This is a genomic window from Verrucosispora sp. ts21, assembly GCF_002879555.1.
Taxonomy (GTDB): Bacteria; Actinomycetota; Actinomycetes; order Mycobacteriales; family Micromonosporaceae; genus Micromonospora; species Micromonospora gifhornensis.
The window spans coordinates 69,685-94,892 of the sequence record NZ_PNOZ01000021.1; the positions used below are offsets into that span (position 1 = coordinate 69,685).

A 25,208-nucleotide genomic window follows, 5' to 3' on the forward strand; every position below is an offset into this window, starting at 1 on the left:
GATTCCTCCAAACGTCCTAGTGCGGTTTGGTGGCAGTCGGCACAGCGCAACCCGTGGCAATCCGGGAGAGTCATACACGTGCTCGCCGTACTCTGCCCCGGCCAGGGTTCACAGAAACCCGGCTTCCTCACTCCCTGGCTCGACCTGACCGGCGTTGAAGCCCGGCTGCGCAGCTGGTCGGCACTTGCCGATGTCGATCTGGTGCACCTGGGCACCAAGGCCGACGCCGACGAGATCCGGGACACGGCCCGCACCCAGCCGCTGCTGGTGGCCGCCGCCCTGCTCGCCGCCGAGCAGTTGCCGCTGACCGAGGTGGCCCTCACCGCCGGGCACAGCGTCGGCGAACTCGGCGCGGCGGCACTGGCCGGCACCCTGTCGACCGAGGCGGCGATCACCCTGGCCGGCGTACGCGGTCGGGAGATGGCCGCGGCCTGCGCGCTGGAGCCGACCGGCATGGCCGCCGTGCTCGGTGGCGACCCGGACGAGGTGGTCGCCGTGATCAACGGGCACGGTCTGCACGCCGCGAACCGCAACGGCAGTGGCCAGATCGTGGCCGCCGGTGCGGTCGCCGGCCTGGAGAAGCTCGCCGCCGAGCCACCGGCCCGGACCCGGATCATCCGCCTCCAGGTGGCCGGCGCGTTCCACACCCCGTACATGGCCCCGGCGGAGGCCGCGCTGGCCTCGGTGGCGGACGGAATCACCCCGGACGACCCGACCCGGATCCTGTTGTCCAACCTTGACGGCGCGCCGGTCGAGGACGGCCGGGAGGTCCTGCAACGGCTGGTTCGTCAGGTCACCGCCCCGGTCCGGTGGGACCTCTGCATGGCCACGCTCGCCGAGCGCGGGGTGACCGCGGTGATCGAACTGCCGCCCGCCGGCACGCTCGCCGGCCTGGTGAAGCGGGAACTCAGGGGCAGTGGCGCCCCGGAGATCGTCACCCTGAACACCCCGGACGACCTGCCCGCCGCCCGCGACCTGATCGCCCGGCACGGCACGACCGCCCGCCAGGAGCCGGGCAGCCGGCTCGATTCGAACGAGTCTCGCGACGAGACCGACCGCAGGGAGAGCTCGGCATGAGCGGCAGCAGGATCCTCTCGCTAGGCCACTACCAGCCGTCCCGGGTGGTGACCAACGACGACATCGCCCAACTGGTGGACACCAACGACGAGTGGATCCGCGACCGGGTCGGCATCGTCAGCCGGCGCATCGCCGGTGACGAGACCGTCGCCGACATGGCCGCTGCCGCCGCCGACAAGGCCCTGGCGAACTCCGGCCTGACCGCCGCCGACATCGACCTGGTCGTCGTCGCGACCTGCACCTCGGTGGACCGCAGCCCGAACGTGGCCTGCCGGGTCGCCGCCAAGCTGGGCATCAGCGCCCCCGGTGCGTTCGACGTCAACACCGCCTGCTCCGGTTTCGCGTACGCGCTCGGCACGGTCGACCATGCGATTCGCGCCGGTGCCAGCCGCAACGCCATCGTGATCGGTGCCGAGAAGCTCTCCGAGTTCACCGACTGGACCGACCGCTCCACCTGCATCATCTTCGGTGACGGCGCGGGTGCCGCGGTGGTCACCGCCACCGCCGCCGACGAAGCGCCCGGCGTGGGCCCGGTGGTCTGGGGTTCGGTGCCCGAGCGGGGCGACGCGGTACGCATCGAGGGCTGGCGTCCGTACGTCGCCCAGGAGGGCCAGACGGTGTTCCGCTGGGCCACCACGGCGCTGGCGCCCCTGGCGTTGCAGGCGTGCGAGCGGGCCGGGGTCGACCCGTCCGAGCTGGCCGCCTTCGTGCCGCACCAGGCCAACACCCGGATCATCGACGGCATCGCCAAGCGGTTGAACATCCCGCAGGCGATCATCGCCAAGGACCTCGTCGAGTCCGGCAACACCTCCGCGGCCAGCATCCCGCTGGCCCTGTCCAAGCTGGTCGAGCGCCGTGAGGTGCCCTCGGGCGCGCCGGTGCTGCTGTTCGGCTTCGGCGGCGGCCTGACCTACGCCGGTCAGGTCGTCCGCTGCCCCTGATACCCCCTCGGCGCGTCGTCGCCGAGGAGCAAGGCGGTGGCGTCGCCGCCGCCGAGAGAAACCCGATGAGAGGAACCCACCGCAATGACCCGTGACGAGATCACCGCCGGCCTCGCCGAGATCCTCGAAGAGGTTGCCGGGGTGAGCCCGGACGACGTGGCCGAGGGGAAGTCCTTCACCGACGACCTGGACGTCGACTCCCTTTCCATGGTGGAGGTCGTGGTGGCGGCCGAGGAGAAGTTCGGCGTCAAGATCCCGGACAACGAGGTGCAGAACCTCAAGACCGTCGGGGACGCCGTCAGCTACATCGAGGCGCAGTCCTGATATGACTCGATCCGACGTCGTCGTCACCGGGCTCGGCGCGACCACCCCGCTGGGCGGGGACGTCGCGTCGACCTGGGACGCCATGCTCAACGGCCGCTCCGGGGTGAGTGCTCTCACCCAGGAGTGGGCCGAGCAGCTGCCGGTCCGCATCGCCGCCCAGCTCGCGGTCGACCCGGCCACCGTGCTGGACCGGGTGAAGCTGCGCCGGCTGGACCGTTCCGAGGCGATCGCCCTGATCGCCGCCCACCAGGCCTGGGCGGACGCCGGCCTGGCCGACTCCCGGCCCGACGGGGAACGGGTCGGTGTCAGCATCGGCTCCGGCATCGGCGGCGCAGTCACCCTGCTCGCCCAGGACGACATCCTGGAGGCCTCCGGCCCTCGCCGGGTATCCCCGCACACCGTGCCGATGCTGATGCCCAACGGCCCGGCCGCCTGGGTGGGCCTGGAACTCGGCGCCCAGGCGGGTGTGCACTCGGTGGCCAGTGCCTGTGCCACCGGCGCGGAGGCGATCGCGCTGGGTCTGGACATGATCCGGTCCGGCCGCGCCGACGTGGTGGTGGCCGGCGGCACCGAGGCGGTCATCCACCCGCTGCCGATCGCCGGGTTCGCCTCGATGCGGGCCATGTCGACCCGCAACGACGAGCCGCAGCGGGCGTCGCGGCCGTGGGACAAGGGTCGGGACGGGTTCGTCCTCGGTGAGGGTGCCGGCATCGTGGTGCTGGAACGCGCCGAGCACGCCGCCGCCCGAGGTGCCCGGGTGTACGCCCGGCTGGCCGGTTCCGGCATCACCTCCGACGGCTACGACATCGTCCAGCCCCACCCGGAGGGTGCGGGGGCGATCCGGGCCATCGAGAAGGCGATCGCCGACGCGGACGTCGCCAAATCGGACATCATGCACGTCAACGCGCACGCCACGTCGACGCCGGTGGGTGACCTGGCCGAGATCAAGGCACTGCACCAGGCGCTTGGCGACCACCCGGTGCTGACCGCGACCAAGTCCATGTCCGGGCACCTGCTCGGTGCCGCCGGTGCGCTGGAGTCGATCGCGACGATCCTCGCGATCCGCGACGGCGTGGTGCCGCCGACGATCAACCTGGACGATCCGGACGACAGTCTCGATCTCGACGTGGTCACCAACAAGGCCCGCGAGATGTCGATCGAGGCCGCGCTGAACAACTCGTTCGGCTTCGGCGGTCACAACGTGGCGCTGGTCTTCACCCGCGTCTGACCGTCCGACCGTCACCCCTGCCGTCGCTGTCGTGGCGACGGCAGGGGTTTCGTGTTGGTCGGGCGCAGCGCTCGTCGACTTGACGGCGACCCCCGGTTTCGCTTTGCTGAGCGCTCCGATAGATCAACAACTGGGAGTGGGCATCGTGCGACGATCCCGGTTCGCGCTGGCGGCACTGGCCATCGGGTTGCTCGCCGGCTGCGGCGGTGGTGCGCAGACCGACACCGGCGAGCAGCCCGGCGGTGGCGCGACGGGTGCGCCGTGGCATGACGAGGTGACCGCGGCCACGGCGAGCGAAACGGTAGGTGCCGGTGCCCCCTGTCCGCTGCCTGTGACGTTCGGACTGGCCGACGGGTGGCGGGTAAGTGAGATCAAGACCCCGGACCCCGACGACGAGGTGGCCGCTGCCGTGGCCGAGGCGTTGACCCGACGCGGCGGCACGACCGCGCGCTGCGAGGCGGACGGCCGCGCGGTCGCGTCGGGGTTCCTGCGGGTGTGGACGGCCGACGACGCGGACGTCCCGGCCCGGCAGACGCTGGAGGCGTTCGTCGCCGCCGGGCAGAAGGCGACCGATCCGCAGTACCGTCAGACCCGCGTCGGCGACCTCGACGTGATCGAGGCGAGTTGGTTGAGCTATCGGGAGTTGCGCGACGAGGACATCCGGGAGTGGGCGCTGGCGGTCCGGGTCGGCGAGGCGACGGTGCTGTTGGAGGTCAGCAGCACCAGCTTCGGTGACCCGCTCGACCTGCTGCCCGCGTACCGGCTGGCCCGCGACACGCTGACCGCAACGCCCTGACCGCCGCTGGTGCCCTGACCACCCGCGCCCTGACCGCCGCCGGTGCCCGTGCTGACCGTGGCGTCAGCCGGCGCAGGTGGTGGCGGACAGCCCGGAAACCTTGACCGGAGAACGCCCCGGCGCAGTGGCCTTGCCGGCCAGCACGTCGGCGAGCGCCTCCATCGAGGCCCGGCTCGACGAGTACGTGGCCAGCAGGGTGGCCGACTTCGCCTGACCCAGCACGTACGGGGTGTCCATGGCGACCGTGATCGCCGCGTCGGCCCGCAGGTCCCCGGCGCGGTCGCCGTACCCGACCAGGTGCACGATCGTGCCGCCGTCGGCCACCACCCGCACCCCGGCCTCGGTCAACGCCTCGGTCAACGCGGCCCGGGTGTGCGCCCGCCCGTCGGAGGAGGTGACGGTGACCGGTCCCCGGACCGCCACCTCGTCGCACCGGCCACGCAGCACGGTCACCGCGGCGGCGGCCAACGCGCGTGCCGCCGCCCGGTGCTCCGGGGTGGCCAGCGCGGACAGCTCCGGCGTCGGCGCGTCGGCCAGGGTGAACTTCATGGTCAGCACCCGGGTGACCGCCTCCACCAGTCGGGTCCGGGGCAACGAGCCGTCCCGCAACGCCGCCAGCACCCCGTCGTACGCCTGGCTCACGTTCGGCGGCATCAGGATCAGGTCGTTGCCGGCCTTCAGGGCGCGTACCGCGGCCTCCCCCGGCCCCCAGCGGCGCGCCGGTGGCATGTTCATGCCGTCGGTGACCACCACGCCCTGGAAGCCGAGTTCGCCGCGCAGCACCTCGGTGAGCAGCTTGTACGAGAAGGTCGCCGGCACGCCGGGGTCGACCGCCCGCACGTCGAGGTGGGCGGACATCACGGCCAGCGCACCGGCCTCGATGCCGGCGGTGAACGGCGGCCAGGCCTGCGCCGCCAGTTTCTTGCGGGACTGGCTGAGCACGGGCAGGTCCTGGTGGGAGTCGTCGGCGCTGTGCCCGTGTCCGGGGAAGTGCTTGACGGTGGCCGCCACCCCGGCGGCCTGCAGTCCGCGTACCGCCCCGCCGACCTGCTGCCCGGCGCGCTGCGAGTCCGCGCCGAAGGACCGGGACCCGATGACCGCGCTGCGGGTGACCAGCACGTCGGCGACCGGCGCGAAGTCGACGTTGATGCCCATGGCGGCCAGTTCGGTGCCGGCGGCCCGCCAGGCCGCCTCGGTCAGCGCGGGATCACCGGCGGCTCCGGCGGCCAGGGCGCTGGGCAGCAGGGTCACCCCCTCGGTGACCCGGGTGACCACCCCGTACTCCTGGTCGGTGCCGATGAGCAGGGGTGCCGAACCTGCGGCCAGCTTCCCGGCGGCCTCGCGCAGCCCGGTGGTCAACTCGCGGACCTGCTTCGGGTTGTCGACGTTCGTGGTCGGCTGGTTGCCCTGGGTGGGGTCGTCGGCGCTGAAGCCGACCAGGATCAGTCCACCGAGCCGGTACTTCTCGATCATTTCTGCCGGGGTGTCCACTCCGGCGAGGGCCCGGTTTCCGGCTGCCGAACCGGCCGACACCTGGGTCGCCCGGTCGCCGTACGCGTAGGGCATGAGCACCTGGCCGACCAGGTCCTCGTCGCCGAGTTCGGCGACCAGGGCGGCGGCCCGGGTGGCCGGGTCGTCCGTCGTGGCGCTCGACGAGGGCTGCGGTCCCGCCGGCGCGGACGGTGACGTCGAGCCGGACGCCGGGTCCGAGCCGGGACGCTGCCCTGGCTGGGAGCAACCGGAGGCGAGCAGCATGGTCACGGCGACGAGCACGGCGGCGACACGCCGAGGGGTAGTCGACACGCGGCCCATCCCACCAGCTCACCGCGTATCGAGCAACTTGGTCCGGTGGCGACCGGGCGACGCCCCCGACCGCCCGGACGGAGATCCCGGGCGGTCGGCGACGTTCAGCCGACCCTGGTGAGCAGCGTCACCGGCGCGCCGTCCCCGGCGTAGCGGTACGGCTCCAGTTCGGCGTCCCAGGCGCTGCCGAGCGCCTTGTCCAGAGCGTGTGCGAGGGCCTCGGGTGCCCGCGCGGCGGCCATGATGCTGCGCAGCCGGTCCTCGCCGAGCTGGATGTCCCCGGCCGCGCCCACGGTGGCCCGGAACAGCCCGCGACCGGGGACATACATGAAGCGTTCACCGTCGGCGCCCGGACTGGGCTCCTCGGTGACCTCGAAACGGATCATGGGCCACTGCCGGAGGGCAGCAGCCAGTTCGGCGCCCGTCCCGGCGCGACCGGACCAGCCGCATTCGGCCCGGCGGGCGCTGGGATCGACGGGTTGGGCGGTCCATTGCAGGTTGACCGGCGCGGCAAGGACGCGCGCGATCGCCCACTCGACGTGTGAGCACACGGCGAGCGGGGTCGAATGGACGTATACGACGCCACGCGTTGGCACGGTGACCTCCCGGAGAGCGAGGTGCGTCTTCCCCTACGACCTCGACCGATTCCGGGTGCGTTGTTGTCACACATGATGACTCGTGGGACGGATGGTGCGCCAGGGAATCGGAAAATCCGCCGGTCGGAATACCCGGACAGGTGACCGCCGTTCCACCTCGTGACACCACGATGACCAGCCGGGATCGTGGGTCGTGTACAGTTCCATCGGCGGCCTGTGCCGCGTAAGCCTCTCGCGGGGCCTCCCACCGGGTGCCGCCCCGCAACAGCCCCCGGACGTTCCGTCCTCCGTACGTCTTGCAAGGAGTACCTCCGTGGCGAGCAACACCTCTAAGACCGCGCGCGCGTCAGTCCGGGCCGGCCAGGCTGGCCAGGGTGGCGCCCTCAGCGTGCTGGGTGAGTTCAAGTACCTGATCCCGCTCAACGGCGGCAAGCACGCCTACGTGCGGAACCTCACCAACGGCAAGACCGTGCACCTGCGCACCGACTCCGAGGCCTTCGTCGAGGAGATCCGGGTGCTGGCCGCTGCCGGCCACGCCGCCAAGATCCGAGCGGAGATCAGCAGCCTCAACGCCGCCCACCCGGGCGACGGCTGGGACGCCGCCGAGAAGCGCCTGGTCGAGGCCGGCGTCTTCGAGGGCTGAGCCAGCCTCACGTACCACCACGAAACGCCCGTCGGGTCTTCCCGGCGGGCGTTTCGTCGTCTCCGGCCCGGTCGGCCGAGCAGAAGGACCAAACCGGAATCTTCTCAACATCGCGGTTCTCGTGGTGTCATGGCGGGTAGCCGGTGTTACCACCGGGTATCCCCGGTGTCACGCATTCGCGCGGCCATGGGGAGGTGGCGATGCCGGAGCAGGTCGAGGTACGACTTCCTGACGACGTACGCCTGCATGTGGAAGCCAGCGGACCGGCGGACGCCGAGGTCACCGTGGTGCTGTTGCACGGCTGGACGCTTGACGGGCGCAGCTGGCACCGGCAGGTGGCGGCGCTGCACGAGACGTATCCGTCGGTGCGGGTGGTCACCTACGACGCGCGCGGGCACGGCCGGTCCAGTTGCATGTCGCTGCCCACGGCCACCCTCGCCCAACTCGGCGATGATCTGGCCGCCGTGCTGGACACCGTCTCCTCCGGTGGCCGGGTGGTGCTCGTCGGCCACTCGATGGGCGGCATGACGATCATGGAATACGCCCACCGCCACCCCGAGCACTTCGCGCACCGTACGGCCGGACTGCTCTTCGTCTCCACCACCGCCGAGGGACACACGCACACCGTCTACGGCCTTTCGCCGCGGATCGCCCGGATCATCCGGTTGGCCGAGACCACCGGGGCCGGGGTGTTGGCCCGCTGCGGCTCGTGGCGTCCGCCCCGGGCCCTGCTGCGGGCGCTGCAGCCCAGCATCCGCTGGATGCTCTTCGGTGAGCGCTGCGATCCGGCGGACATCCGCCTGGTCACCTCGGCGGTGGCTCGCGCCTCGCTGCGCTCGATCGGCGGGTTCCGGGCGTCGATCGGCGCCCAGCACCGGTTGGAGACGCTCGCCGCGTTGGCCCATCTGCCGGCGGCCGCCCTGGTCGGGGACCGGGACCGGCTCACCCCACCGCCGTGCGCGGAGTCGATCGCCGAGGCGTTGCCGGCCACCGACCTGGTGGTGTGCCCCGGCGCCGGCCACATGCTGATGATGGAACGCGCCGAGGAGGTCAACGGCGCACTCTCCGGCGTGCTGCGCCGGGTCCTCGACACCAGCCCCGTCCGCGACTGTTAACAAGGGACCCCTGCTCTACCTGACGCGTTAACAAGGTGCCCTTCCTTGCACGTGGACGGCGGGGCGTAATCTCGTGCGGTTGGCCGGGCGGCGGGACGAGGAGCACGAGCGGTGGATCAGAGCACCCTGGATCAGGAGATCGCCGTCGAGCAACGGCATCTCGACCGGGTGTACGCGCGACTGGCCGAGCTGCGGCGCGGGGCGGTCCGCGCCGAACGGGACGGCTACCGGCTGGCCCGGGTCGGCAACTTCGGGGCACTCGTCGAACGCGACGCGATGGTCTTCCACGCCGCGCAGCGACGTCACCTGTTCGACGCCGAGTACGAAGGGCTGGTCTTCGGCCGACTCGACCTGCGGGACGGCCAGGTGATCTACGTCGGGCGGCTCGGCATCCGCGACGAGGACGCCAGCACCCTGGTGGTCGACTGGCGGGCCCCCGCCGCCGCCGCGTTCTACCAGGCCACTCCCGCCGAGCCGCTCGGCGTGGTACGCCGACGCACGATCCAGTCCAGCGGGGAACGGGTCACCCGGATCGAGGACGACCTGCTCGACCCGGAAGCCGCACCGCCGGACATGCCGGTGGTGGGCGACGGCGCGCTGCTGGCGACCCTGTCCCGCACCACCGGCCGGGGCATGCGCGACATCGTCGCGACCATCCAGCGTGAGCAGGACGAGGCGATCCGCTCCCCCAGTTCCGGGGTGACGCTCGTCTCCGGCGGCCCCGGCACCGGCAAGACGGCGGTGGCCCTGCACCGTGCCGCCTATCTGCTCTACGCCGACCGGAGCCGGTACGCCGGAGGCGGCATCCTGGTCGTCGGCCCCTCCTCGGTCTTCGTCTCCTACATCGCCTCGGTGCTGCCGTCGTTGGGCGAGGACAATGCCACCCTGCAGTCGCTGGGCAGCATCTTCCCCGGCCTGGTCGCCACCCGCACCGACCCGCCCCGGGTGGCCGCGATCAAGGGATCGTTGCGGATGCGGCGGGTCCTGGAACGTGCCGTGCGGGACACCGCGCCGGGTTCCCCCACCGAGTTGCGGCTGCTCTACCGGGGACAGCTGCTGCGGTTGGAGCGGGCCGAGCTGAACACGGTCTGGAACCGTGCGCTGCCCCGTGGCGCCCGCCGCAACGAGGTACGCCGGGCCGGCTTCGACGGCGTCCTCGCCGCGCTCTGGGCCCAGGCCCGCCGGTTGGGCATCGCCGGCCTGCCCGAGCAGCGCGCCTTCGAGGACGAGTTGATCGACCGTAGCGACTTCCGAGAGTTCCTCAAGGCCTGGTGGCCCCGGCTGCATCCCCGGCACGTGCTCGGCTGGCTGGCCGACCACGAGCGACTGCGCCGCTACGCCGGCGGCATCCTGTCCGGGGCCGAGATCCGGCTGCTGGGCGAGGCCTACCGAGGGCTGGCCACGGACGGCCCGACGGTCGCCGACGCCGCGCTGCTCGACGAGCTGGACACGTTGCTCGGTAAGCCGGTACGCCCGGCCCGAGCCAAGCGGGATCCGTTCCAGCTGGCCGGCGGCGTACGGGAGCTGAGCACCTTCGCCGACCGGCAGCGGGCTGCCCGACAGGCCGCCCGCGAGCGTCCGGAGGATTACCGGGACTACGCCCACGTGGTGGTCGACGAGTCGCAGGACGTCTCGCCGATGCAGTGGCGGATGATCGGCCGGCGGGGCCGGTTGGCCTCGTGGACCGTGGTCGGTGACCCGGCGCAGACCGCCTGGACGGGAGATCCGCAGGAGCTGAATCGCGCTCGGGAGCAGGCCCTGGGTCGGCGGCCGCGGCACCGGTTCACCCTCACCACCAACTACCGCAACTCGGCGGAGATCTTCGCGGTGGCGGCCGACGAGATCCGCCGGGTGTACCCGGATCTTCCGCTGCCCACGGCGGTCCGCTCCACCGGAGTCGACCCGGTGCAACTCGTGGTGCCGGCCGCCGAGTTGACGACGAGCGTGGTGTCGGCCGCGGGCACCCTGCTCGGCGAGGTCGAGGGCACCGTCGGGGTGATCACTCCGGTGCCGTGGCGCGACGAGGTGGCGGGATGGCTCGATGGCCTCGGCGGCGACCGCCTGCAGGTGGTGACGAGCCTGGAGGCCAAGGGCATGGAGTATGACGCGGTGGTGCTCGTCGCGCCGAGTGAGATCCGCGCGGTGCCCGATTCCGGCGTGCGGACGCTCTACGTCGCGCTGTCCCGAGCCACCCAGCGGTTGACCACTGTCGATGTAGCCGACTGAGACCGGGCCTACCGATATCTGCCACGGATGATACTTTCGTCCGATTTCCTGGTGACCGGACGAACACCACGGGTCACACCGGCTGCACGGGTCACAGCAGCACCGGTAGGCTCGGACCCGGCCTCCGCCAGGCGGCACCCACCGGTGCCGGCGGTGGTCGCCGCCTAATCGCCCGCAGGGGCGAGCCGGGGAACCATGTTCCTGGGGTGCATCCGCGCACGCGCGGTAGGGATCTTCCGTCCCGAACCCGTCAGCTAACCCGGTCGGCGGCTGACGGAAGGACATGTGCATGCCAGCAGTGGCAACCGTGAAACCGGCCGCCCGAACGGCGGCCCTGATCTGCGCGGCGCTCGCTCTCGCCGTAGGCGTCGCGCTCGTTCCCGGCCCGGCCGCGGCGCACGGGTTACGGGCGGCGGCTCCCGGCGACGTCGGCGACGAGGGGGGCACCCCGGCGCTGCGCGCCCAACTGGAGGCGGCCAGCAAGGGCTACCTCGACGCCAAGGCCGCGCTGGACCGTTCGGTCAAGCGACAGAAGCAACTGGCCGCACAGCTCACCGCCACCGAGAGCCAGCTCACCGAACGCGGTGCCAAGGTCGCCGAGATCGCCGCACAGGCGTACCGCAGCGGCCGGCTCGGCGCGGCGTCGGCGCTGCTCAACAGCGGCTCTCCGGCCGGCTTCATGGACCGGGCGGCGGCGCTGGACGCGGTGGCCGCCAACGAGGAACGCGCCCTCGGTGAGCTGCGGGCCACCCGTGACGAGGTCAGCAGGACCAAGCAGGCGCTGGACGTGGAGGTCCAGGAGCAGCGCAAGCAGGTCGCGGTGATGGCCAAGCGCAAGGACCAGGCCGAGCGGGCGCTGACCGTGGCCAACGAGCGGGCGGAGGCGGCCGAACGCGCCCAGGCCGCCGAACGCGCCGCCCGCACCCCGAACCGTGGTGGCGGTTCCAGCCCGACGGCCAAGCCCGCGCCCCGCAACTCGGACGGCTCGTGGCCCTCGGAGTCGTGCAGTGTCAACGACCCGACCCCGGCCAACGGCTGCATCACCCCGCGCACGCTGCACGCGCTCAAGCAGGCCAAGGCGGCCGGCTTCACCAGGTACGTCTCCTGCTACCGCTCGGGCGGCTCGGGCGAGCACCCCAAGGGCCGGGCCTGTGACTTCGCCGCGCAGAAGAACGGCTTCGGCGGAGTCGCCACGGGCGGCGACCGGACGTACGGCAACAACCTGGCGGCGTACTTCGTCAACAACGCCGACCGGCTCGCCGTGCTCTACGTGATCTGGTACAAGCAGATCTGGCTGCCCAGCAGCGGCTGGAAGGCGTACAGCGGCGGTCGCGGCGACCCGTCCAGCGACCACACCAACCACGTGCACCTGTCGGTGTACTGACCCGTTCACACGACGACGCCGGGTGGGACTTCCACCCGGCGTCGTCGCATCGTGCCCGCACCCGCGAAACGGCCACCCTCGCCCGCCGGTCGACGCGCGCGGATCCGCCACCTTGGTTACCGTCTAAGACGGAAGTGGACATTTCGCCACGAGGGGGCGCAACGCGCATGAGACAACCCACCACGCGGTTCACCCGGTCCGGCGCCTGCGGGTGGGACCGGTGACCGGGCACGTCATGGTCTTCGCGCCCACACCGCTGCTGACCGTCACCGTCGACCAGCCCAGTGACGTACCGGAGCTGCACCTGCACCCCGGCGGACAGGGCGTCTGGCAGGCCCGGATGGTGCTGTCGCTCGGTGTCGACGTGGTGCTCTGCACGGCGCTCGGCGGCGAGATCGGGGAGGTCCTGGCGCCGCTGCTGGTCGGCGAGGGAGTGGACCTCAAGGTGGTGAACCGCGACTCCGGCGGCAGCGGCGGGTACGTGCACGACCGTCGCGGGGGCACCCGGCGGGAGATCGTCGACGTGCCCGGCCAGCCGTTGAGCCGACACGAACTGGACGAGTTGTACAACCTCGCCCTCAGCGAAGGGCTGCGCGCGGAGGTGTGCGTGCTCAGCGGCCCGAACGACCCGTCACTGGTGCCCGCCGACCTGTACCGGCGCTTCGCCGCCGACCTCGGCGCCAACGGCAGCCGGGTGGTGGTGGACCTCAGTGGCGAGCACCTGACGGCGGTCGTGGAGAGCGGCGTGTTCTTCCTCAAGGTCAGCCACGAGGAGCTGATCGCGGACGGCCGAGCCGCCGACGACGACGAGGAACAGCTCACCCGCGCCATGTACGACCTGCATACCGCCGGTGCGGAGAACGTGGTGGTCAGTCGGGCCGAGAAGCCGGCGCTGGCCCTGGTCGACGGCGAGGTGTTCGAGGTCCAGATGCCCCAGTTGGAAGCGGCCGACCCGCGTGGCGCGGGCGACTCGATGACCGCCGGGGTGGCCGCCGTGGTCGCCCAGGGCGGCGACGTCCGCACCGCCATCCGTACCGGCGCGGCGGCCGGCGCGCTGAACGTCACGCGCCACGGGCTGGGCACCGGCCGGGTCGACTCGATCACCGGCCTGGTGGAGCGGGTGCAGCTGGAGCCGGCGAGCATCCGCCCGCAGCACCGCACGACCCCCGACGAGTTGGCCCACCGGGCGGGCGGGCGATGACGCTGCGGGTACTGATCACCAACGACGACGGGATCGCCGCCCCCGGCATCCACGCGCTGGCCCGGGCCGCCGTCGACCGGGGCCTGGACGTGGTGGTGGCCGCCCCGCTGGAGGAGGCCAGCGGCACCAGCGCCGCGATGAGCGCGATCGAGCAGGACGGCCGGGTGGTGGTCCACGAGCACCCGCTGCCGGACCTGGACGGTACGCCCGCCTTCGCGGTCGGCGGGTCTCCCGGCTTCATCGCGCTCATCGCCGTGCACGGCGCTTTCGGGCCACCGCCGCAGGTGCTGCTGTCCGGAATCAATCGTGGCGCCAACGCCGGTCGCGCGGTGCTGCACTCCGGCACCGTGGGTGCCGCGTTCACCGCCGCCGCGAACGGCTGTCCGGCGATGGCGGTGTCCCTGGACGTCCTGTCGGCCGGTGAGGCCACCGCGGCCAGCGGCGGTGCGGCGGTGGCCGCCGCCGCCCGGGTACGCGACGCCGACCGGCACTGGTCGACCGCTGCCCGGGTCGCGCTGGACCTGCTGCCCAGGCTACCCACCGGGCCGGTGGCGAGCGTGCTCAACGTCAACGCGCCGGATCTGCCGTACGAGCGGCTTCGCGGGGTACGCCGAGGCGCGCTGGCCACCTTCGGCCAGGTGCAGATGACGGTCGCCGAATCCGGTCACGGTTTCGTCCGCACGTCGCTGGAGGAGCCCGGTCAGGCGGTGCAGCCCGCTACCGACCTGGCCCTGCTCGCCGAGGGTTACGCCTCGGTGACGGCGATTCGGGCCGTCACCGAGGCGACCGATATTGATCTGTCCGGCCTCGACGCCGGATGAGGAGTCAGGCCCCCGGAAGGACCTCGGGTGTGGCAGCCCCCGCGTAGTACGGCTCGGGGGCGCCGAACAGGCCGAGCAGGCCGGTCACCCAGAGTTGCCGGTGCACGAACCGGCTCGGCTCGGTCACGACCAGTTTCACGCCACTGACCTCGGCAGTCTGGAATCCGGCGACCATCGCGCTGATGCCTACCGAGTCGATGAAGGTGACCAGCCGCATGTTGAGCTCGATCCGGGCCGGCCGGCCCTTGGCCAGCACCTCGGCGATGGCCTCTTTCACTTCGTACGCGGTGTCGACGTCGATCTCCCCTCGCGGGGCGATCTCGATGACACCACCAGGCCGAACCGTCTGCAGGATCGACAGGCTCACGCGAGCACCTCCACTCGCCCGTACGACGGGCGCCTCATCAGTACGCGGGCCGCGACCGAGAGTATTCCTCCAACGGCCTCGGTCGCCACCCCTCGGGATGAGCAATTCGCGGACAGGGGCGTGCCAAGTCGCCCTTGTCCGGACTTTTCATGTCCTATCACTCGACGCGCTGGCCGCAATTCCACACCGCGAGCCAGCCCACGCCGCCGAACCAGGGTAGCGGGCCGATGCCAGCGGTTTCGATATCCAGCGCGGCGAGGCGTCCGCCCCGAGGCCGGCTCCGCTGGTAGCCGGGCTGCGGTCAGTGCCGGAATGTGCCTAGCATCACCACTTACCGAATCGATGAGAGGACGACGACATGCTTCGCAGGCTCGCCACCCTGGCCGGCGTCAGTGCCCTGCTCACCCTCGTCCTGGCCTGCGGTTTCGGCGGCGCGGGTGATGACGACGACGATGACGACGACGACTTCGCCCGCGCCGCCGTCGCGGTGGTGTCGTCCCGCTGATCCGGTTTGCGAGGGCATCGGGCGGGGCACAGCCTCCGATGGCGTACCCCCGCCGCACGCCGGGCAAGTCGCCGAGGAGGTCTCATGCGGGCACCGGCCTCGGTCCTGTCGAGGAGGGAACCATGTTCGGAACCAACCTGCTGGAACGCCGCAGCAAGCCGGAGCGGATCGCGGACGACGCCTGGCACCACCTCGTGTCGGCGGTGAGCACCGCGGGCGACAACCTCCGGGGCACCGCACGCTCCGCCCGGCACACCTCTGCGGGGCTGGCCGACGACGCCGGGGAACTGGTGGGGTCGGCCGCCGAGGAGGCCCGCCGCCGGGCCACCCGGGCCTTCGACGCCCTCGCCGGTCGCCGTCCCGCACTGCCGTGGACCCTGCTGATCGGCGCGGCGCTGGCCGGTGCCGCTATCGGCTGGGCTGCCGGCACCGCCGCCCGCGCCGCCGGCAGTCGTGACCGGTCCGTCGACGACATCGAGTTCGTGGACGTCGAGCGGCCCGACTCCCCCGCCGAGACCGACCGCTGAGCGGCGGCCTTCTCCCTGCTGGCGTCGAACGGGCTCAGCTCGGGAGGGACCCCGTCCGACCGATCCGGTCGGACGGGGTCCGCTGCGCTGACCGGGTGTGGACGGCCAGCGAGTGGTGCGGGTGGTGGTCGTCGGAAGCGCACTCGCGTCACGCGTCGGCGCCGAGGCAGGCGGCCGGAGCGCCGCCCGACGGCGGCGGGCGGGTCGGGAACGCGGACGGGCCGGTGGCCGGGGTGGACGCGGACGGACCCTGGGGCGACGCCGTCTGGCCGGTCGGGCTCGGGGAAGAAGAAGCCCGTACGGCTGACGTTCGTCGACGTGATGCCGGTGGCTCCGGTGCGACGCCCCGGCCCACCCTGCCCACCCAGCCACAGTTCGCCCTCCTTAGCGGGCCGGGCCATGGACCGTACGGTGCCGGTGGTGGGTGGCGTGGTCGCGGCGGACGGTACCCCCGGTCGGGCTCGCAGGACGGGTCCGGTGCCGGCACAGCCGGGCGCGGACTCCGCCGCAACGACGAGACCTTTCCGCATCTGAGTTCCTCTCGGGGGGAGACGCCCCACACCCCGTGACCGGGGTGGACGCACAACAGACACCCATCGGAGCTGCCCTGGCTCCGGCACCGGCGCGATTGGCTCCCGCACCCGAGGAATGAACTCACACTAACCGTTTGGACGAGCAAATGGAAGCGCTCCCACGGGCCTCCTTCGACCCGGGTGAGGCCGGATCACCCGGACCGCCACCAGGCTGAGTCCCGCGGACCCGGCAGAACGGGCCGCGCCACGCCGGCAAGGGAGGAGCAAGGCGATGGCCAGCATCTCGACGATCAACCGCATCGATCAGGACATCCGCTCGGCGGTACTCGACGAACTGGACTGGGAGCCCCGCGTGCAGCCGCACGAGATCGGGGTGGCCGTGGCCGAGGGCGTGGTGACGCTGACCGGCCGGGTGGACAGCTACGCCAAGAAGTGGGCGGCGGAACGCGCGGCACACCGGGTCGCCCAGGTCCGGGTGGTCGCCAACGACATCGCCGTACGGCTGATCACCGGCGCGGAGCGCACCGATCCGGAGATCGCCGCCGCGGTGGAACACGCCCTGCAGTGGCGTGCCTTCGTACCGGTGGAGCAGCTCGACGTGACTGTCGCGGAGGGCTGGGTCACCCTGCACGGCCAGGTCGAATGGGAGTACCAACGCCGCGCCGCGGAGGAATCGGTAAACCAGCTCAACGGCGTACGCGGCATCAGCAACGGGATCACCGTACGGCCGACGGTCCGCCCCGACGGCAGCAGACTGGCCGACCGGATCGTCGACGCGCTGGCCCGCAACCGGGCGACCGACGCCGAGCAGGTGACGGTGCGGGTGCACGGCGACACCGTGCTGCTGGGCGGTCTGGTGCACTCGATGCCCGAACGCGCCGAGGTGGAGCGGGTCGTCTGGTCCGCGCCGGGCATCCGGGAGGTGCAGAACCACATCGCCGTGGCACCGGTGCTGCGCTGAGGCGGCGTACGCCCCAACCACCCGGGCCGGGTGAGCCACCCTCACCCGGCCGGGCAGCAGTCTGGCACTCATGACCGATCAGCTGACCACACCACTGCAGGTCACTGCGCGGCTCCGCACACCCGTCACGGAACACGACCACGTCCGAGGTCCGACGGACGCGCCGGTGACAATCGTCGAGTACGGCGACTACCAGTGCCCCTTCTGCGGCCAGGCGCACGCCAGCCTGCAGGAGGTGCTCCGAGAGCGGGCCGACACAGTCCGCCTGGTCTACCGGCACTTCCCCATCGCGAACCTGCACCCGTACGCCGAGATGGCCGCCGAGGCGGCCGAGGCCGCCGGACGGCGGGGACGGTTCTGGGAGATGCACGACTGGCTCTACGAGCACCAGGAGCAGCTGGATCGGGTGCACCTGATGCTCGGCGTCGAGCAGCTCGGGCTGCCCGTGAACGAGGTGGACGCGGAGATCGGTCGACACGCCGGTGGTGACCGGATCCGACACGACTTCGTCAGCGGCATCCGCAGCGGCGTGGACGCCAGCCCGACCCTGTTCGTCAACGACACCCGCCACGACGGCGACTTCGACCTGGCCACCCTGCTGGCCACCGTCGACGCCGCCACCACCTGATCCGGGCACCGACGGATCCGTTAACAAGGGGCCCCTCCTCTACCGCAGGCGTTAACAAGGTGCCCCTCCTTGCAGGTCATCTGGTGACGGGACGCCGTCCGCCTACGACCCGCCGGCACCGCCCACTCAGATGAGGTGGAGTTCGCGGGCCCGGCGGACGGCGTCCCGGCGTCGGGTGGCGTCGAGCTTGCGGTAGATGTTGCGTACGTGCGTCTTGACCGTGTTCACCGACACCGACAGCTCGGCCGCGATCTCCACGTTTGACAGGATGCTCTGCAGGTAGCGCAGGATGGTCAGTTCCCGCTCGGTCAGGGGCTCGTCGAGCGGGGCCACCGACGCACCGGACGCGGCGAGGTCCGCCGGCGGGTCCACCGCCCGAACGAGGTCACTGACCATCGGCCAGTGCGCCGTACCGGCGTCCAGGTGGGCGGTGAGCAGGTGACGCAGGCCCGGCTCGGCGCGGGTGAACGGCCGGCGGTACCCGTCGGGGGCGGCGAGATCGAGCGCCTGTTCCAGGGTGCGCCCGGCCCGGCGCTCATCGCCGCCGCGCCCGGCGAGCACCGCGTCGAGCAGCGCGGCGTCGAGGCGTACCGGCAGGGGCCAGTCGGTTGCCGGCCCGGCGGCCCAGTCCGGCAGCAGCCGCGCGGCGGCGTGCGGGTCACCGGCCCGCAGTTCCACCCGGGCCGCCGCGACCGACAGCACGGCTGCGGGAAAGGCCGGCCCGGCCTGCGTCGGTGAGGTGAACCGCGCCATCCCGGCGACGGCCAGCTCGCGGGCGGTCGACAGGTCACCTCGGGCCGCGTGCAGATCCACGTCGGCGGCGAGCAACCAGGCCGCCACCGGCCCGGAGCGCTGCGACCAGCACTCCCGAGCCTGCCCGAGCAGGCGGTGCGCCTCGACGAGGTCGCCCTCGTCGTGGCGCAGCATCGAGTGGCACCAGGCCGCCACCGCACCGGCCGGTGCCTCGCCGGTCGCCGCCGCGGCCAGGGTCAGGTTCGCCGCGGCCTCCGCCGGCTGGTCCCGGTGCAGCGCCACAAACCCCAGCGCCAGGTACGCGTACCCGCAGTCCAGCTGGGCCGACCAGCCCTGGCAGGGCGGCAGCGCGAGTGCGGCCCGGGCTGCCTCCTCGGCCGCCCGCAGATGCCCACGCAGCGCCGCCAGCAACGCCCAACGGCTGGCGCAGACCAGTTCGGGGCGGAGTCGGCCGGTCACCCGGGCGGCCGTCAACGACGCGGCGAACCCGTCGGCCGCCTCGGTCAGCTCCCCGGCGTCGAGCGCCAGCCGGGCCAGTTCGGTGCCGGCCACCGCCCGTACGTCGGCATCGTCACCGGCGTCGCCGCGAGGCGTCTGCCCGGCGGCCCGTTCCTCGACGCGGGCCACCGGGGCGGCGCCCGCTACGGAGGCGGTGGCGAGCAGACGGGCGGCGGCGGTGCGTACCGTCTCGGGGTCGCCGGTCGACCGGGCCAGGGTGAGCGTCACGGCGGCGGCCAGCCGACCGAACCGGCCCCGACGTGGCTCGGGCAGCGCGCCACCGTGCTCGGCGGCCAGCCGCAGCTGCGCCTCGGCCGCCTCCCGGTCGCCGTGCAGGGCCCGGTCGGCGGCACAGGCCAGCGCCAGCTCCGGATCCCGCGCCACCGCCTCCGGCGGGGGTGCCGCCGCAGGGCCGTCCCGGTCGACCCGGCCGTTCGGAACGAGTTCCGGCCACCGGGTGACGAACAGGTCGACGGCGCTGACCCAGTCCTCGGCGGCCAGCGCGTGCCGCAACGCCTCGGCCGGTCGACCGTTGCCGGCATACCAGCCGGCGGCACGCAGGTGCAGGTCACGCAGCTCGTCGGCGGGCAACCGACCCAGCTCGCGGTGCAGCAGGTCCGCCAGGAGCGGATGACAGCGGTACCACGCCGGGCGTCCCCCGTCGTGGTGCAGCAACCCGGCGTCCTCGGCGAGACCGCTCAGCCTCCCCTCGACGCTCGGGTCGTCGGTCAGCGCACCGGCGAGGCCGGCGCAGACGGTGTCCACGACCGCGGCCCGCCGCAGCAGCTCTCGGTCCTGTGGCGTCAGCCCGGCGAGCACCTCCTCGCGCAGGTAGCCGCCGATCTCCGGGTGGTCGGCACCGAGTTGGTCGATCCAGCGTTCCGGATCCGGTTGCTGGCGCAGCGCCAGCGCGGCGATCCGCAGCGCCGCCGCCCAACCCTCGGTGCGTTGCCGCAGTCGTCGCACCGCGGCCACCGGGACCGCCACCGCGTGCGCGGTCAACAGGTCGGCGATCTCGTCGCCGGTGAAGGCCAGTTCGTCCGGTCCGATCTCGGTCAACTCACCGGCCAGCCGCAGTCGCTGCACGGCCAGCGGTGGGCCGGAGCGCCCGGTCACCACCAGACGTAACCGCTGATCCGTGTGACGCAGCAGGAACTCCAGCCCGGCCACCGCCGCCGGGTCGGTGACCCGGTGCAGGTCGTCCAGGATCAGCACCGCAGGCTGCTCCCGGGCGGCCAGCGCGGCGGCGAGCACCTCCAGGTCGTCCGGGCCCGGCAACCGGTCGGGGATCGGCGTCGCCGCCACGTCGACGATCGAGCGCAGTGCCGCCGCGAGGTACGCCCAGAGCCGCTCGGCGTCGTCGCCGGCCTCGACCGAGACCCAGGCCGGTGGCGGGGTGCCCGAGTCGCGCTGCGTGGCCGTGCGCCGCCACGAGGCGAGCAGCGTCGTCTTTCCCCAGCCCGCCGGGGCACGCAGCAGGGTGACCGGCCGGGCCACGGCCTCGTCGAGCAACCGGGCCAGCCGTGGCCGCAGCACCACCGGCTCGGGCAGCACGGCGGGCGACAGGCGGGACGCCAGCACGGCCGACCCGCCCGGCGTACGGGCCCGTGCGGCAACCCGGACCTCGCTGCGGTCATCCGGCATCCGGCCCACCCCCACGGACGCGTCCACCCTCCCCAGGCCCCTGCGGTCCGGCGGTTACCCGGCACCGGGCGGTTCACCCCTTCGGGAGGAGCCCGGTTCACCCCGGTCGCGATGACGATGGAGGCCGCGCGGAGCACGGGAGGTACGGGTGGGACAGGTGAGAACGGCACTCGCGGTGACGGGTGTCCTCGGCGCTGCCCTGCTCCGGGCTGTGCGTACCGCCCTCGTCCGGCGGCGGGCCGGGCGTTCCGGTCCCGCCCGTCAGGGGCCCCAGCCGTGGCAGGTGGTGGCCATCGCCCGGCCGCCCGAGGAGGTGCTGCCGGAAGGGGTCTGGCCGGAGCCGCTGCGCCGACTCGACGGTGCCATCCAGGTCGAACTGCGCAGCCCGCCCGACGGTCGGCGTACCGAGTTGGCCGCCCGACCGGTCACCGATCCCGCGCCCACCGGGCTGGCCGCGCATCTGATCGGTGACGAACCACAGCTCGCGGTCCGCCACGCGTTGTGGCAGGCCAAGCAGCTCGCCGAGACCGGTGAGCTGCCGCCGACCGCCCGGGAGCGGTAGCCGGTGCCGAGCGGTGGCGCGCTCCGGCTGGCATCATTCGCGGCATGACGGCGGAGCGGGCGTACGACATCGTGTTGTTCGGGGCGACCGGCTTCACCGGCGGACTCACCGCCGACTATCTCGCCCGACACGCCCCACCCGGGCTGCGCTGGGCGATCGCCGGACGCAACCCCGACAAGCTGGCCACGGTCCGCGACCGGCTGGCCGCGATCGACCCGGCGCTTGCGGAACTGCCGCTGCTCACCGCCGACGTCACCGACCCGGCGTCGCTGCGCGCGGTGGCCGACGCCACGCGGGTGGTGGCCAGCACCGTCGGGCCGTACATCCGGCACGGGGAACCGTTGGTGGCCGCCTGCGCCGCCGCCGGCACCGACTACCTGGACATCACCGGCGAGCCGGAGTTCGTGGACCTGATGTACGTGCGCCACCACGCCGAGGCGGTACGCACCGGTGCCCGGCTGGTGCACGCCTGCGGCTTCGACTCGATCCCCCACGACCTGGGTGTCTGGTTCACGATCAAGCACCTGCCGGCCAACGTGCCGATCACCGTGGACGGCTACGTACGGGCCGGGGGCCGGGTCTCCGCCGGCACCTACCACTCCGCGTTGACCGCCTTCTCGCGTACCGCCGAGACCGCCCGGGCGGCCCGCGAACGCCGCGCCGTCGAACCGCGCCCGACCGGCCGTCAGGTGCGGGCCGTGCCCGGCAAGGTGGCCCGCTCCCGCGACCTGCCGGTCTGGGCGGTGCCGCTGCCCACCATCGACCCGCAGGTGGTCCGCCGGTCCGCCGCGGCCCGCCCGGAGTACGGGCCGGACTTCCGCTACCGGCACTTCGCGGCGGTACGGCGGCTGCCGACGGTGCTGGTCGCCGGTGCCGGTCTGGGCGCGCTGACCGCGCTGGTGAAGCTGCCACCGACCCGGCGTTGGCTGCTCGGCCGGCTCGCCTCCGGCCAGGGACCGAGCCCCGAGCAGCGGGCGAAGTCGTGGTTCCGGGTCCGGTTCGTCGGTCGCGCTGGCGACCGGCGGGTGGTCACCGAGGTGGCCGGCGGAGATCCGGGCTACGACGAGACCGCGAAGATGCTCGCCGAGTCGGCGCTCTGCCTGGCCCTGGACGACCTGCCGTCCACCGCCGGGCAGGTCACCCCGGTCACCGCGATGGGCGACGCCCTGCTGCACCGCCTCACCACCGCCGGCCTCACCTTCGGTGTCCTGGACGAAGGAAGGGCACCTTCTTAACGCCTGGTGTAGAGCAAGGTGCCCCTGTTAACACCCGACAGCCGCTTGACCCTCAAGCAGGTCGAGGGGGCAGGATCTCGGCGTGGACAGTGACCTGCGCAGCATCGGCGAGCTGGCCCGGGCCAGCGGGCTGACGGTGAGCGCCCTGCGGTTCTACGACGCCGCCGGGGTGCTGGTGCCCGCCTGGGTCGACCCGGTCACCGGTTACCGCCGCTACACCGACGACCAGGTGGCGCCGGCACGGCTGGTGGCCGGGCTACGCCGGGTCGGCATGCCGGTGGCCGAGATCGCCCAGGCGGTACGCGCCGAACCGACGCTGGTGCACCGGCTGCTCGACACGCACCTGCAAAGGCTGGAGCAGGGGCTGGCCGACGCGCGTCGCGAGGTGTCCCGGCTGCGCTCGCTGCTGCCGGCCGACCAGCCCGGGGTCACCCGACTCACCCTGACCGGTGCCGCGCTGGCCGCCGCCGTGGACGCCGTACGGTTCGCCGTCGGCACCGACCCCACGATGCCGGCGTTGACCGGTGTGCTGTTCGACGTGACCGCCTCGGGCCTGGAACTGGTGGCGACCGACCGGCACCGGCTGGCGGTGGCGACGGCCGAGGCGACGGTGCACGGCCCGGCGGTGCGGACCCTGCTGCCGCTGGACACGGTGGACGCCCTGCGTCACCTGCTCGACGCTTCCGCTGACGCTGACGCTGACGCTGGCGCTGGCGCTGATCGGGTCGTGGTCGAGTTGACCGTGTCCGGCTCGTCGCTGGTCGCCGACGTGGCCGGGCACGAACTGCGGGCCACCGCGCTGCCGTACGACTTCCCGGACTACCACGCGCTGCTGCCACGATCCGGTGCCGCCGGGCCGACCCGACGGGTACCGGTCGACGCCGAGTGGCTGGTCACCGCGTTGCGGGCCGGTGGGCCGACGGTCGTACGGGAGTACGCCGGCCGGTCGTGGCCGGTGACGGTGCTCGGTCTCGGCCCGCCGGACCGGCTCCGCCTGCTCGGCCCCGACGACCTGCTCGGCCCCGACGACCTGCCCGATCCGGACCGTCCCGGCGTGGCCGCCGGTGGTGACCGGGCCGGCGCGGACGGCACCGAGCTGCGGATCGGAGTCAACGGCGAGTACCTGCTCGACGCGCTGGACGCGGCGGGCGGCCGGCACCTGACCCTGGAACTGGACAGCCCACTCACCCCGCTGACCATCCGCCGCCCGGACGACGAGGGCGCCTTCTCCATCCTGATGCCGATCCGACTCTGAGGCCGAGCCGACTCTGAGGCTGGTCCGGCTATGGGGCTGAGCCGCTGCGGAAGGTGGACGGTCGGGTGCGGGGGGTAGGGCGGTCGGCGTACGGCGGTAGCATCACCGGGTCAGCCTGACCTGAAGGTACGGAGCAGCATGCTCGACATGGAGTTGATCCGTAAGGATCGCGACGCGGTGGCGACCGCCCTGGCCAAGCGGCTCGATGCCGCCGAGGTCGACCGGGCGCTGGACGAGATCCAGCACCTCGACCGGGAACGCCGCCGGCTGATCACCGACATCGACGGGGAGCGGCAGCGTCGCAAGGCCGAGGCCCGGGCGTACGCGCAGGCCAAGCGGGCCGGTGTCGAGCCGCAGGTGACCGACGAGACCGGCCGCAAGCAGGTCGCCGAGTTGGAGGCCGAGCTCGACCAGGTGCAGTCCCGGCTGCGTACCGTGATGAGCGAGCTGCCCAACCTGCCCGCCGACGACGTGCTTCCCGGCGGCAAGGAAGCCAACCGGGTGGTCAAGACCTTCGGCGCCCCACCGGCCATCGAGAAGATCCGCGACCACGTCGAGTTGAGCCGGATGCTGGCGCTTGTGGACCACGAGCGGGGCGTCAAGCTGGGCGGCTCGGGCTTCTGGATGTACACCGGGCTGGGCGCCCGGCTGGAGTGGGCGCTGATCAACTGGCTGATCGAGCGGAACATCGAGGCCGGGTACGAGTTCCTGCTCCCGCCGCACCTGCTGCTGGACACCGCCGGTTTCGCCGCCGGCCAGTTCCCCAAGTTCTACGACGACGTCTACCACCTGGACAAGCAGTCCGCCCCGCGCGGGCAGTTCCTGCTGCCCACCGCGGAGACGGCGATCCTCGGGGCGTACCAGGACGAGATCCTGGACACCGCGACGCTGCCGCTGAAGGTGTTCGCGTACACCCCCTGCTACCGGCGGGAGGCGGCCGGGTCGCACTCGGACGAGCGCGGGACGGTCCGCGGCCACCAGTTCAACAAGGTGGAGATCTTCCAGTTCACCCTGCCCGAGCAGGCCGACGCCGCGCTGGAGCAGATGGTCTCCCACGCGGAGAGCCTGGTCGAAGGGCTCGGCCTGCACTACCAGCGCAGCCTGCTGGCCGCCGGTGACTCCAGCGCCTCGATGCGCAAGACCCTCGACATCGAGGTGTGGATGCCGAGCACCGGCAAGTACAAGGAAGTCTCGTCGGTCTCCTGGGGCGGTGACTACCAGGCCCGCCGGGCGGCGATCCGCTACCGGGAGCCGGGCGCCAAGCAGACCCGCTTCGTCCACACCCTCAACGGCTCGGCACTGGCCACCAGCCGCCTCCTCCCCGCCATCCTGGAGCAGTTCCAGCAGCCCGACGGCTCAGTCCTGGTCCCCGAGGTCCTCCGCCCCCGCCTGGGCACCGACCTCCTGACCCCCCGCTAGCCCCTCTCCCCCCTCCCCGCACCCTGCCGTCGGCGTCGACCTCACCGTCGACGCCGATGCCTGCGTCCGCCCCGACCTCTGCGCCGATCTTGCACTTGTGGTCGCTGAAACGTCCGCATCTGTCTCTTTTGTCGAGACAGAAAGTGCAAGATCGCGGGGGTCAGGG

Annotated in this window: 22 protein-coding genes, 1 pseudogene and 1 riboswitch; of the genes and pseudogenes, 19 read left to right on the forward strand and 4 right to left on the reverse strand. The window is 72.7% G+C overall.

Annotated features, from left to right (window positions below):
* Nucleotides 1-78: 78 nt before the first annotated feature.
* The 5 genes from C1A38_RS11820 to C1A38_RS11840 all read left to right on the forward strand — a co-directional run bounded on the left by C1A38_RS11820 (nucleotide 79) and on the right by C1A38_RS11840 (nucleotide 4,366).
* A complete protein-coding gene (locus C1A38_RS11820; RefSeq protein WP_102657890.1) occupies nucleotides 79-1,077 on the forward strand; it encodes an ACP S-malonyltransferase in 999 nt (332 codons plus the stop codon).
* Nucleotides 1,074-2,018 carry a beta-ketoacyl-ACP synthase III gene (locus C1A38_RS11825; RefSeq protein ID WP_102657891.1) on the forward strand — a complete coding sequence of 315 codons (945 nt, stop codon included), beginning with the start codon at nucleotides 1,074-1,076 and terminating at the stop codon, nucleotides 2,016-2,018. Before C1A38_RS11820 ends, C1A38_RS11825 begins: the two co-directional genes overlap by 4 nt.
* Before the next feature lie 84 nt (nucleotides 2,019-2,102).
* The gene (locus C1A38_RS11830) at nucleotides 2,103-2,342 is read left to right on the forward strand and encodes an acyl carrier protein (RefSeq protein ID WP_013735281.1); all 240 of its coding nucleotides are present in this window, start codon (nucleotides 2,103-2,105) and stop codon (nucleotides 2,340-2,342) included.
* Nucleotide 2,343: 1 nt separating this feature from the next.
* On the forward strand, nucleotides 2,344-3,570 hold the full coding sequence (fabF, locus tag C1A38_RS11835) for a beta-ketoacyl-ACP synthase II (RefSeq protein WP_102657892.1): 1,227 nt from the start codon (nucleotides 2,344-2,346) through the stop codon (nucleotides 3,568-3,570).
* Nucleotides 3,571-3,715: 145 nt separating this feature from the next.
* Nucleotides 3,716-4,366, forward strand: coding sequence for a lipoprotein (locus C1A38_RS11840; RefSeq protein ID WP_146017522.1), 651 nt, complete (start codon nucleotides 3,716-3,718; stop codon nucleotides 4,364-4,366).
* 63 nt (nucleotides 4,367-4,429) lie between these two features.
* Here C1A38_RS11840 and C1A38_RS11845 read toward each other — a convergent pair whose 3' ends face one another.
* Together C1A38_RS11845 and C1A38_RS11850 are read right to left on the reverse strand one after the other, a co-directional pair.
* Nucleotides 4,430-6,178, reverse strand: coding sequence for a glycoside hydrolase family 3 protein (locus C1A38_RS11845; protein ID WP_102657894.1), 1,749 nt, complete (start codon nucleotides 6,176-6,178; stop codon nucleotides 4,430-4,432).
* A gap of 95 nt (nucleotides 6,179-6,273) precedes the next feature.
* Nucleotides 6,274-6,765 carry a DUF3145 domain-containing protein gene (locus C1A38_RS11850; protein WP_102657895.1) on the reverse strand — a complete coding sequence of 164 codons (492 nt, stop codon included), beginning with the start codon at nucleotides 6,763-6,765 and terminating at the stop codon, nucleotides 6,274-6,276.
* 313 nt (nucleotides 6,766-7,078) lie between these two features.
* Between C1A38_RS11850 and C1A38_RS11855 the strand changes: the two genes are divergently transcribed.
* The 6 genes from C1A38_RS11855 (at nucleotide 7,079) to surE (ending at nucleotide 14,155) form a co-directional block, all read left to right on the forward strand.
* Nucleotides 7,079-7,408, forward strand: coding sequence for a hypothetical protein (locus C1A38_RS11855; protein WP_102657896.1), 330 nt, complete (start codon nucleotides 7,079-7,081; stop codon nucleotides 7,406-7,408).
* A gap of 200 nt (nucleotides 7,409-7,608) precedes the next feature.
* Nucleotides 7,609-8,523 (forward strand): alpha/beta fold hydrolase, encoded by a 915-nt coding sequence (locus tag C1A38_RS11860; RefSeq protein WP_102657910.1) that lies wholly within the window; start codon nucleotides 7,609-7,611, stop codon nucleotides 8,521-8,523.
* A gap of 111 nt (nucleotides 8,524-8,634) precedes the next feature.
* Nucleotides 8,635-10,749 (forward strand): HelD family protein, encoded by a 2,115-nt coding sequence (locus C1A38_RS11865; RefSeq protein WP_102657897.1) that lies wholly within the window; start codon nucleotides 8,635-8,637, stop codon nucleotides 10,747-10,749.
* A 151-nt stretch (nucleotides 10,750-10,900) separates the two neighbouring features.
* Nucleotides 10,901-11,034, forward strand: a riboswitch (cyclic di-AMP (ydaO/yuaA leader).
* A 4-nt stretch (nucleotides 11,035-11,038) separates the two neighbouring features.
* Entirely contained in the window at nucleotides 11,039-12,133 is a 1,095-nt protein-coding gene (locus C1A38_RS11870) for a coiled-coil domain-containing protein (protein WP_102657911.1), read from the forward strand.
* Nucleotides 12,134-12,353: 220 nt separating this feature from the next.
* On the forward strand, nucleotides 12,354-13,334 hold the full coding sequence (locus C1A38_RS11875) for a 1-phosphofructokinase family hexose kinase (RefSeq protein WP_233196775.1): 981 nt from the start codon (nucleotides 12,354-12,356) through the stop codon (nucleotides 13,332-13,334).
* Nucleotides 13,331-14,155, forward strand: a complete 825-nt coding sequence (gene surE / locus C1A38_RS11880; RefSeq protein WP_102657898.1) for a 5'/3'-nucleotidase SurE — start codon at nucleotides 13,331-13,333, stop codon at nucleotides 14,153-14,155. The genes C1A38_RS11875 and surE overlap by 4 nt, the downstream gene beginning before the upstream one ends.
* A 4-nt stretch (nucleotides 14,156-14,159) precedes the next feature.
* Here the strand turns inward: surE and C1A38_RS11885 are convergent, their stop codons facing one another.
* A complete protein-coding gene (locus C1A38_RS11885; protein WP_013735292.1) occupies nucleotides 14,160-14,522 on the reverse strand; it encodes an STAS domain-containing protein in 363 nt (120 codons plus the stop codon).
* Nucleotides 14,523-14,880: 358 nt separating this feature from the next.
* On the opposite strand from C1A38_RS11885, the gene C1A38_RS31150 reads away from it, so the two are divergent.
* From C1A38_RS31150 to C1A38_RS11900, 4 genes are all read left to right on the forward strand, one after another.
* A complete protein-coding gene (locus C1A38_RS31150) occupies nucleotides 14,881-15,027 on the forward strand; it encodes a hypothetical protein (protein ID WP_158244890.1) in 147 nt (48 codons plus the stop codon).
* Between the two features lie 122 nt (nucleotides 15,028-15,149).
* Complete coding sequence (locus C1A38_RS11890) at nucleotides 15,150-15,554, forward strand: hypothetical protein (protein WP_102657899.1); 405 nt, start codon at nucleotides 15,150-15,152, stop codon at nucleotides 15,552-15,554.
* 804 nt (nucleotides 15,555-16,358) lie between these two features.
* Nucleotides 16,359-17,048, forward strand: coding sequence for a BON domain-containing protein (locus tag C1A38_RS11895; protein WP_102657900.1), 690 nt, complete (start codon nucleotides 16,359-16,361; stop codon nucleotides 17,046-17,048).
* Between the two features lie 82 nt (nucleotides 17,049-17,130).
* Nucleotides 17,131-17,676: a DsbA family protein gene (locus C1A38_RS11900; protein WP_043725422.1), complete on the forward strand. Its 546-nt coding sequence runs from the start codon at nucleotides 17,131-17,133 to the stop codon at nucleotides 17,674-17,676.
* Between the two features lie 126 nt (nucleotides 17,677-17,802).
* On the opposite strand, the pseudogene C1A38_RS11905 reads toward C1A38_RS11900, so the two are convergent.
* Nucleotides 17,803-20,648 (reverse strand): annotated as a pseudogene (locus C1A38_RS11905) (winged helix-turn-helix domain-containing protein).
* Between the two features lie 80 nt (nucleotides 20,649-20,728).
* Between C1A38_RS11905 and C1A38_RS11910 the strand changes: the two are divergent.
* The 4 genes from C1A38_RS11910 to serS all read left to right on the forward strand — a co-directional run bounded on the left by C1A38_RS11910 (nucleotide 20,729) and on the right by serS (nucleotide 25,042).
* A complete protein-coding gene (locus tag C1A38_RS11910) occupies nucleotides 20,729-21,133 on the forward strand; it encodes a hypothetical protein (protein ID WP_233196777.1) in 405 nt (134 codons plus the stop codon).
* A gap of 44 nt (nucleotides 21,134-21,177) precedes the next feature.
* The gene (locus C1A38_RS11915) at nucleotides 21,178-22,368 is read left to right on the forward strand and encodes a saccharopine dehydrogenase family protein (protein ID WP_102657902.1); all 1,191 of its coding nucleotides are present in this window, start codon (nucleotides 21,178-21,180) and stop codon (nucleotides 22,366-22,368) included.
* A gap of 82 nt (nucleotides 22,369-22,450) precedes the next feature.
* Nucleotides 22,451-23,623, forward strand: a complete 1,173-nt coding sequence (locus tag C1A38_RS11920) for a DNA polymerase III subunit beta family protein (protein WP_102657903.1) — start codon at nucleotides 22,451-22,453, stop codon at nucleotides 23,621-23,623.
* A gap of 138 nt (nucleotides 23,624-23,761) precedes the next feature.
* Nucleotides 23,762-25,042, forward strand: a complete 1,281-nt coding sequence (gene serS / locus C1A38_RS11925; RefSeq protein WP_102657904.1) for a serine--tRNA ligase — start codon at nucleotides 23,762-23,764, stop codon at nucleotides 25,040-25,042.
* Nucleotides 25,043-25,208 lie beyond the last annotated feature (166 nt).

Coding starts and splice junctions, on each gene's coding strand:
- serS (WP_102657904.1), top strand. CDS start 23,762: ATGCTCGACATGGAGTTGATCCGTAAGGATCGCGACGCGGTGGCGACC.
- C1A38_RS11845 (WP_102657894.1), bottom strand. CDS start 6,178: ATGGGCCGCGTGTCGACTACCCCTCGGCGTGTCGCCGCCGTGCTCGTC.
- C1A38_RS31150 (WP_158244890.1), top strand. CDS start 14,881: ATGCTTCGCAGGCTCGCCACCCTGGCCGGCGTCAGTGCCCTGCTCACC.
- C1A38_RS11825 (WP_102657891.1), top strand. CDS start 1,074: ATGAGCGGCAGCAGGATCCTCTCGCTAGGCCACTACCAGCCGTCCCGG.
- fabF (WP_102657892.1), top strand. CDS start 2,344: ATGACTCGATCCGACGTCGTCGTCACCGGGCTCGGCGCGACCACCCCG.
- C1A38_RS11915 (WP_102657902.1), top strand. CDS start 21,178: ATGACGGCGGAGCGGGCGTACGACATCGTGTTGTTCGGGGCGACCGGC.
- surE (WP_102657898.1), top strand. CDS start 13,331: ATGACGCTGCGGGTACTGATCACCAACGACGACGGGATCGCCGCCCCC.
- C1A38_RS11890 (WP_102657899.1), top strand. CDS start 15,150: ATGTTCGGAACCAACCTGCTGGAACGCCGCAGCAAGCCGGAGCGGATC.
- C1A38_RS11860 (WP_102657910.1), top strand. CDS start 7,609: ATGCCGGAGCAGGTCGAGGTACGACTTCCTGACGACGTACGCCTGCAT.
- C1A38_RS11830 (WP_013735281.1), top strand. CDS start 2,103: ATGACCCGTGACGAGATCACCGCCGGCCTCGCCGAGATCCTCGAAGAG.
- C1A38_RS11895 (WP_102657900.1), top strand. CDS start 16,359: ATGGCCAGCATCTCGACGATCAACCGCATCGATCAGGACATCCGCTCG.
- C1A38_RS11870 (WP_102657911.1), top strand. CDS start 11,039: ATGCCAGCAGTGGCAACCGTGAAACCGGCCGCCCGAACGGCGGCCCTG.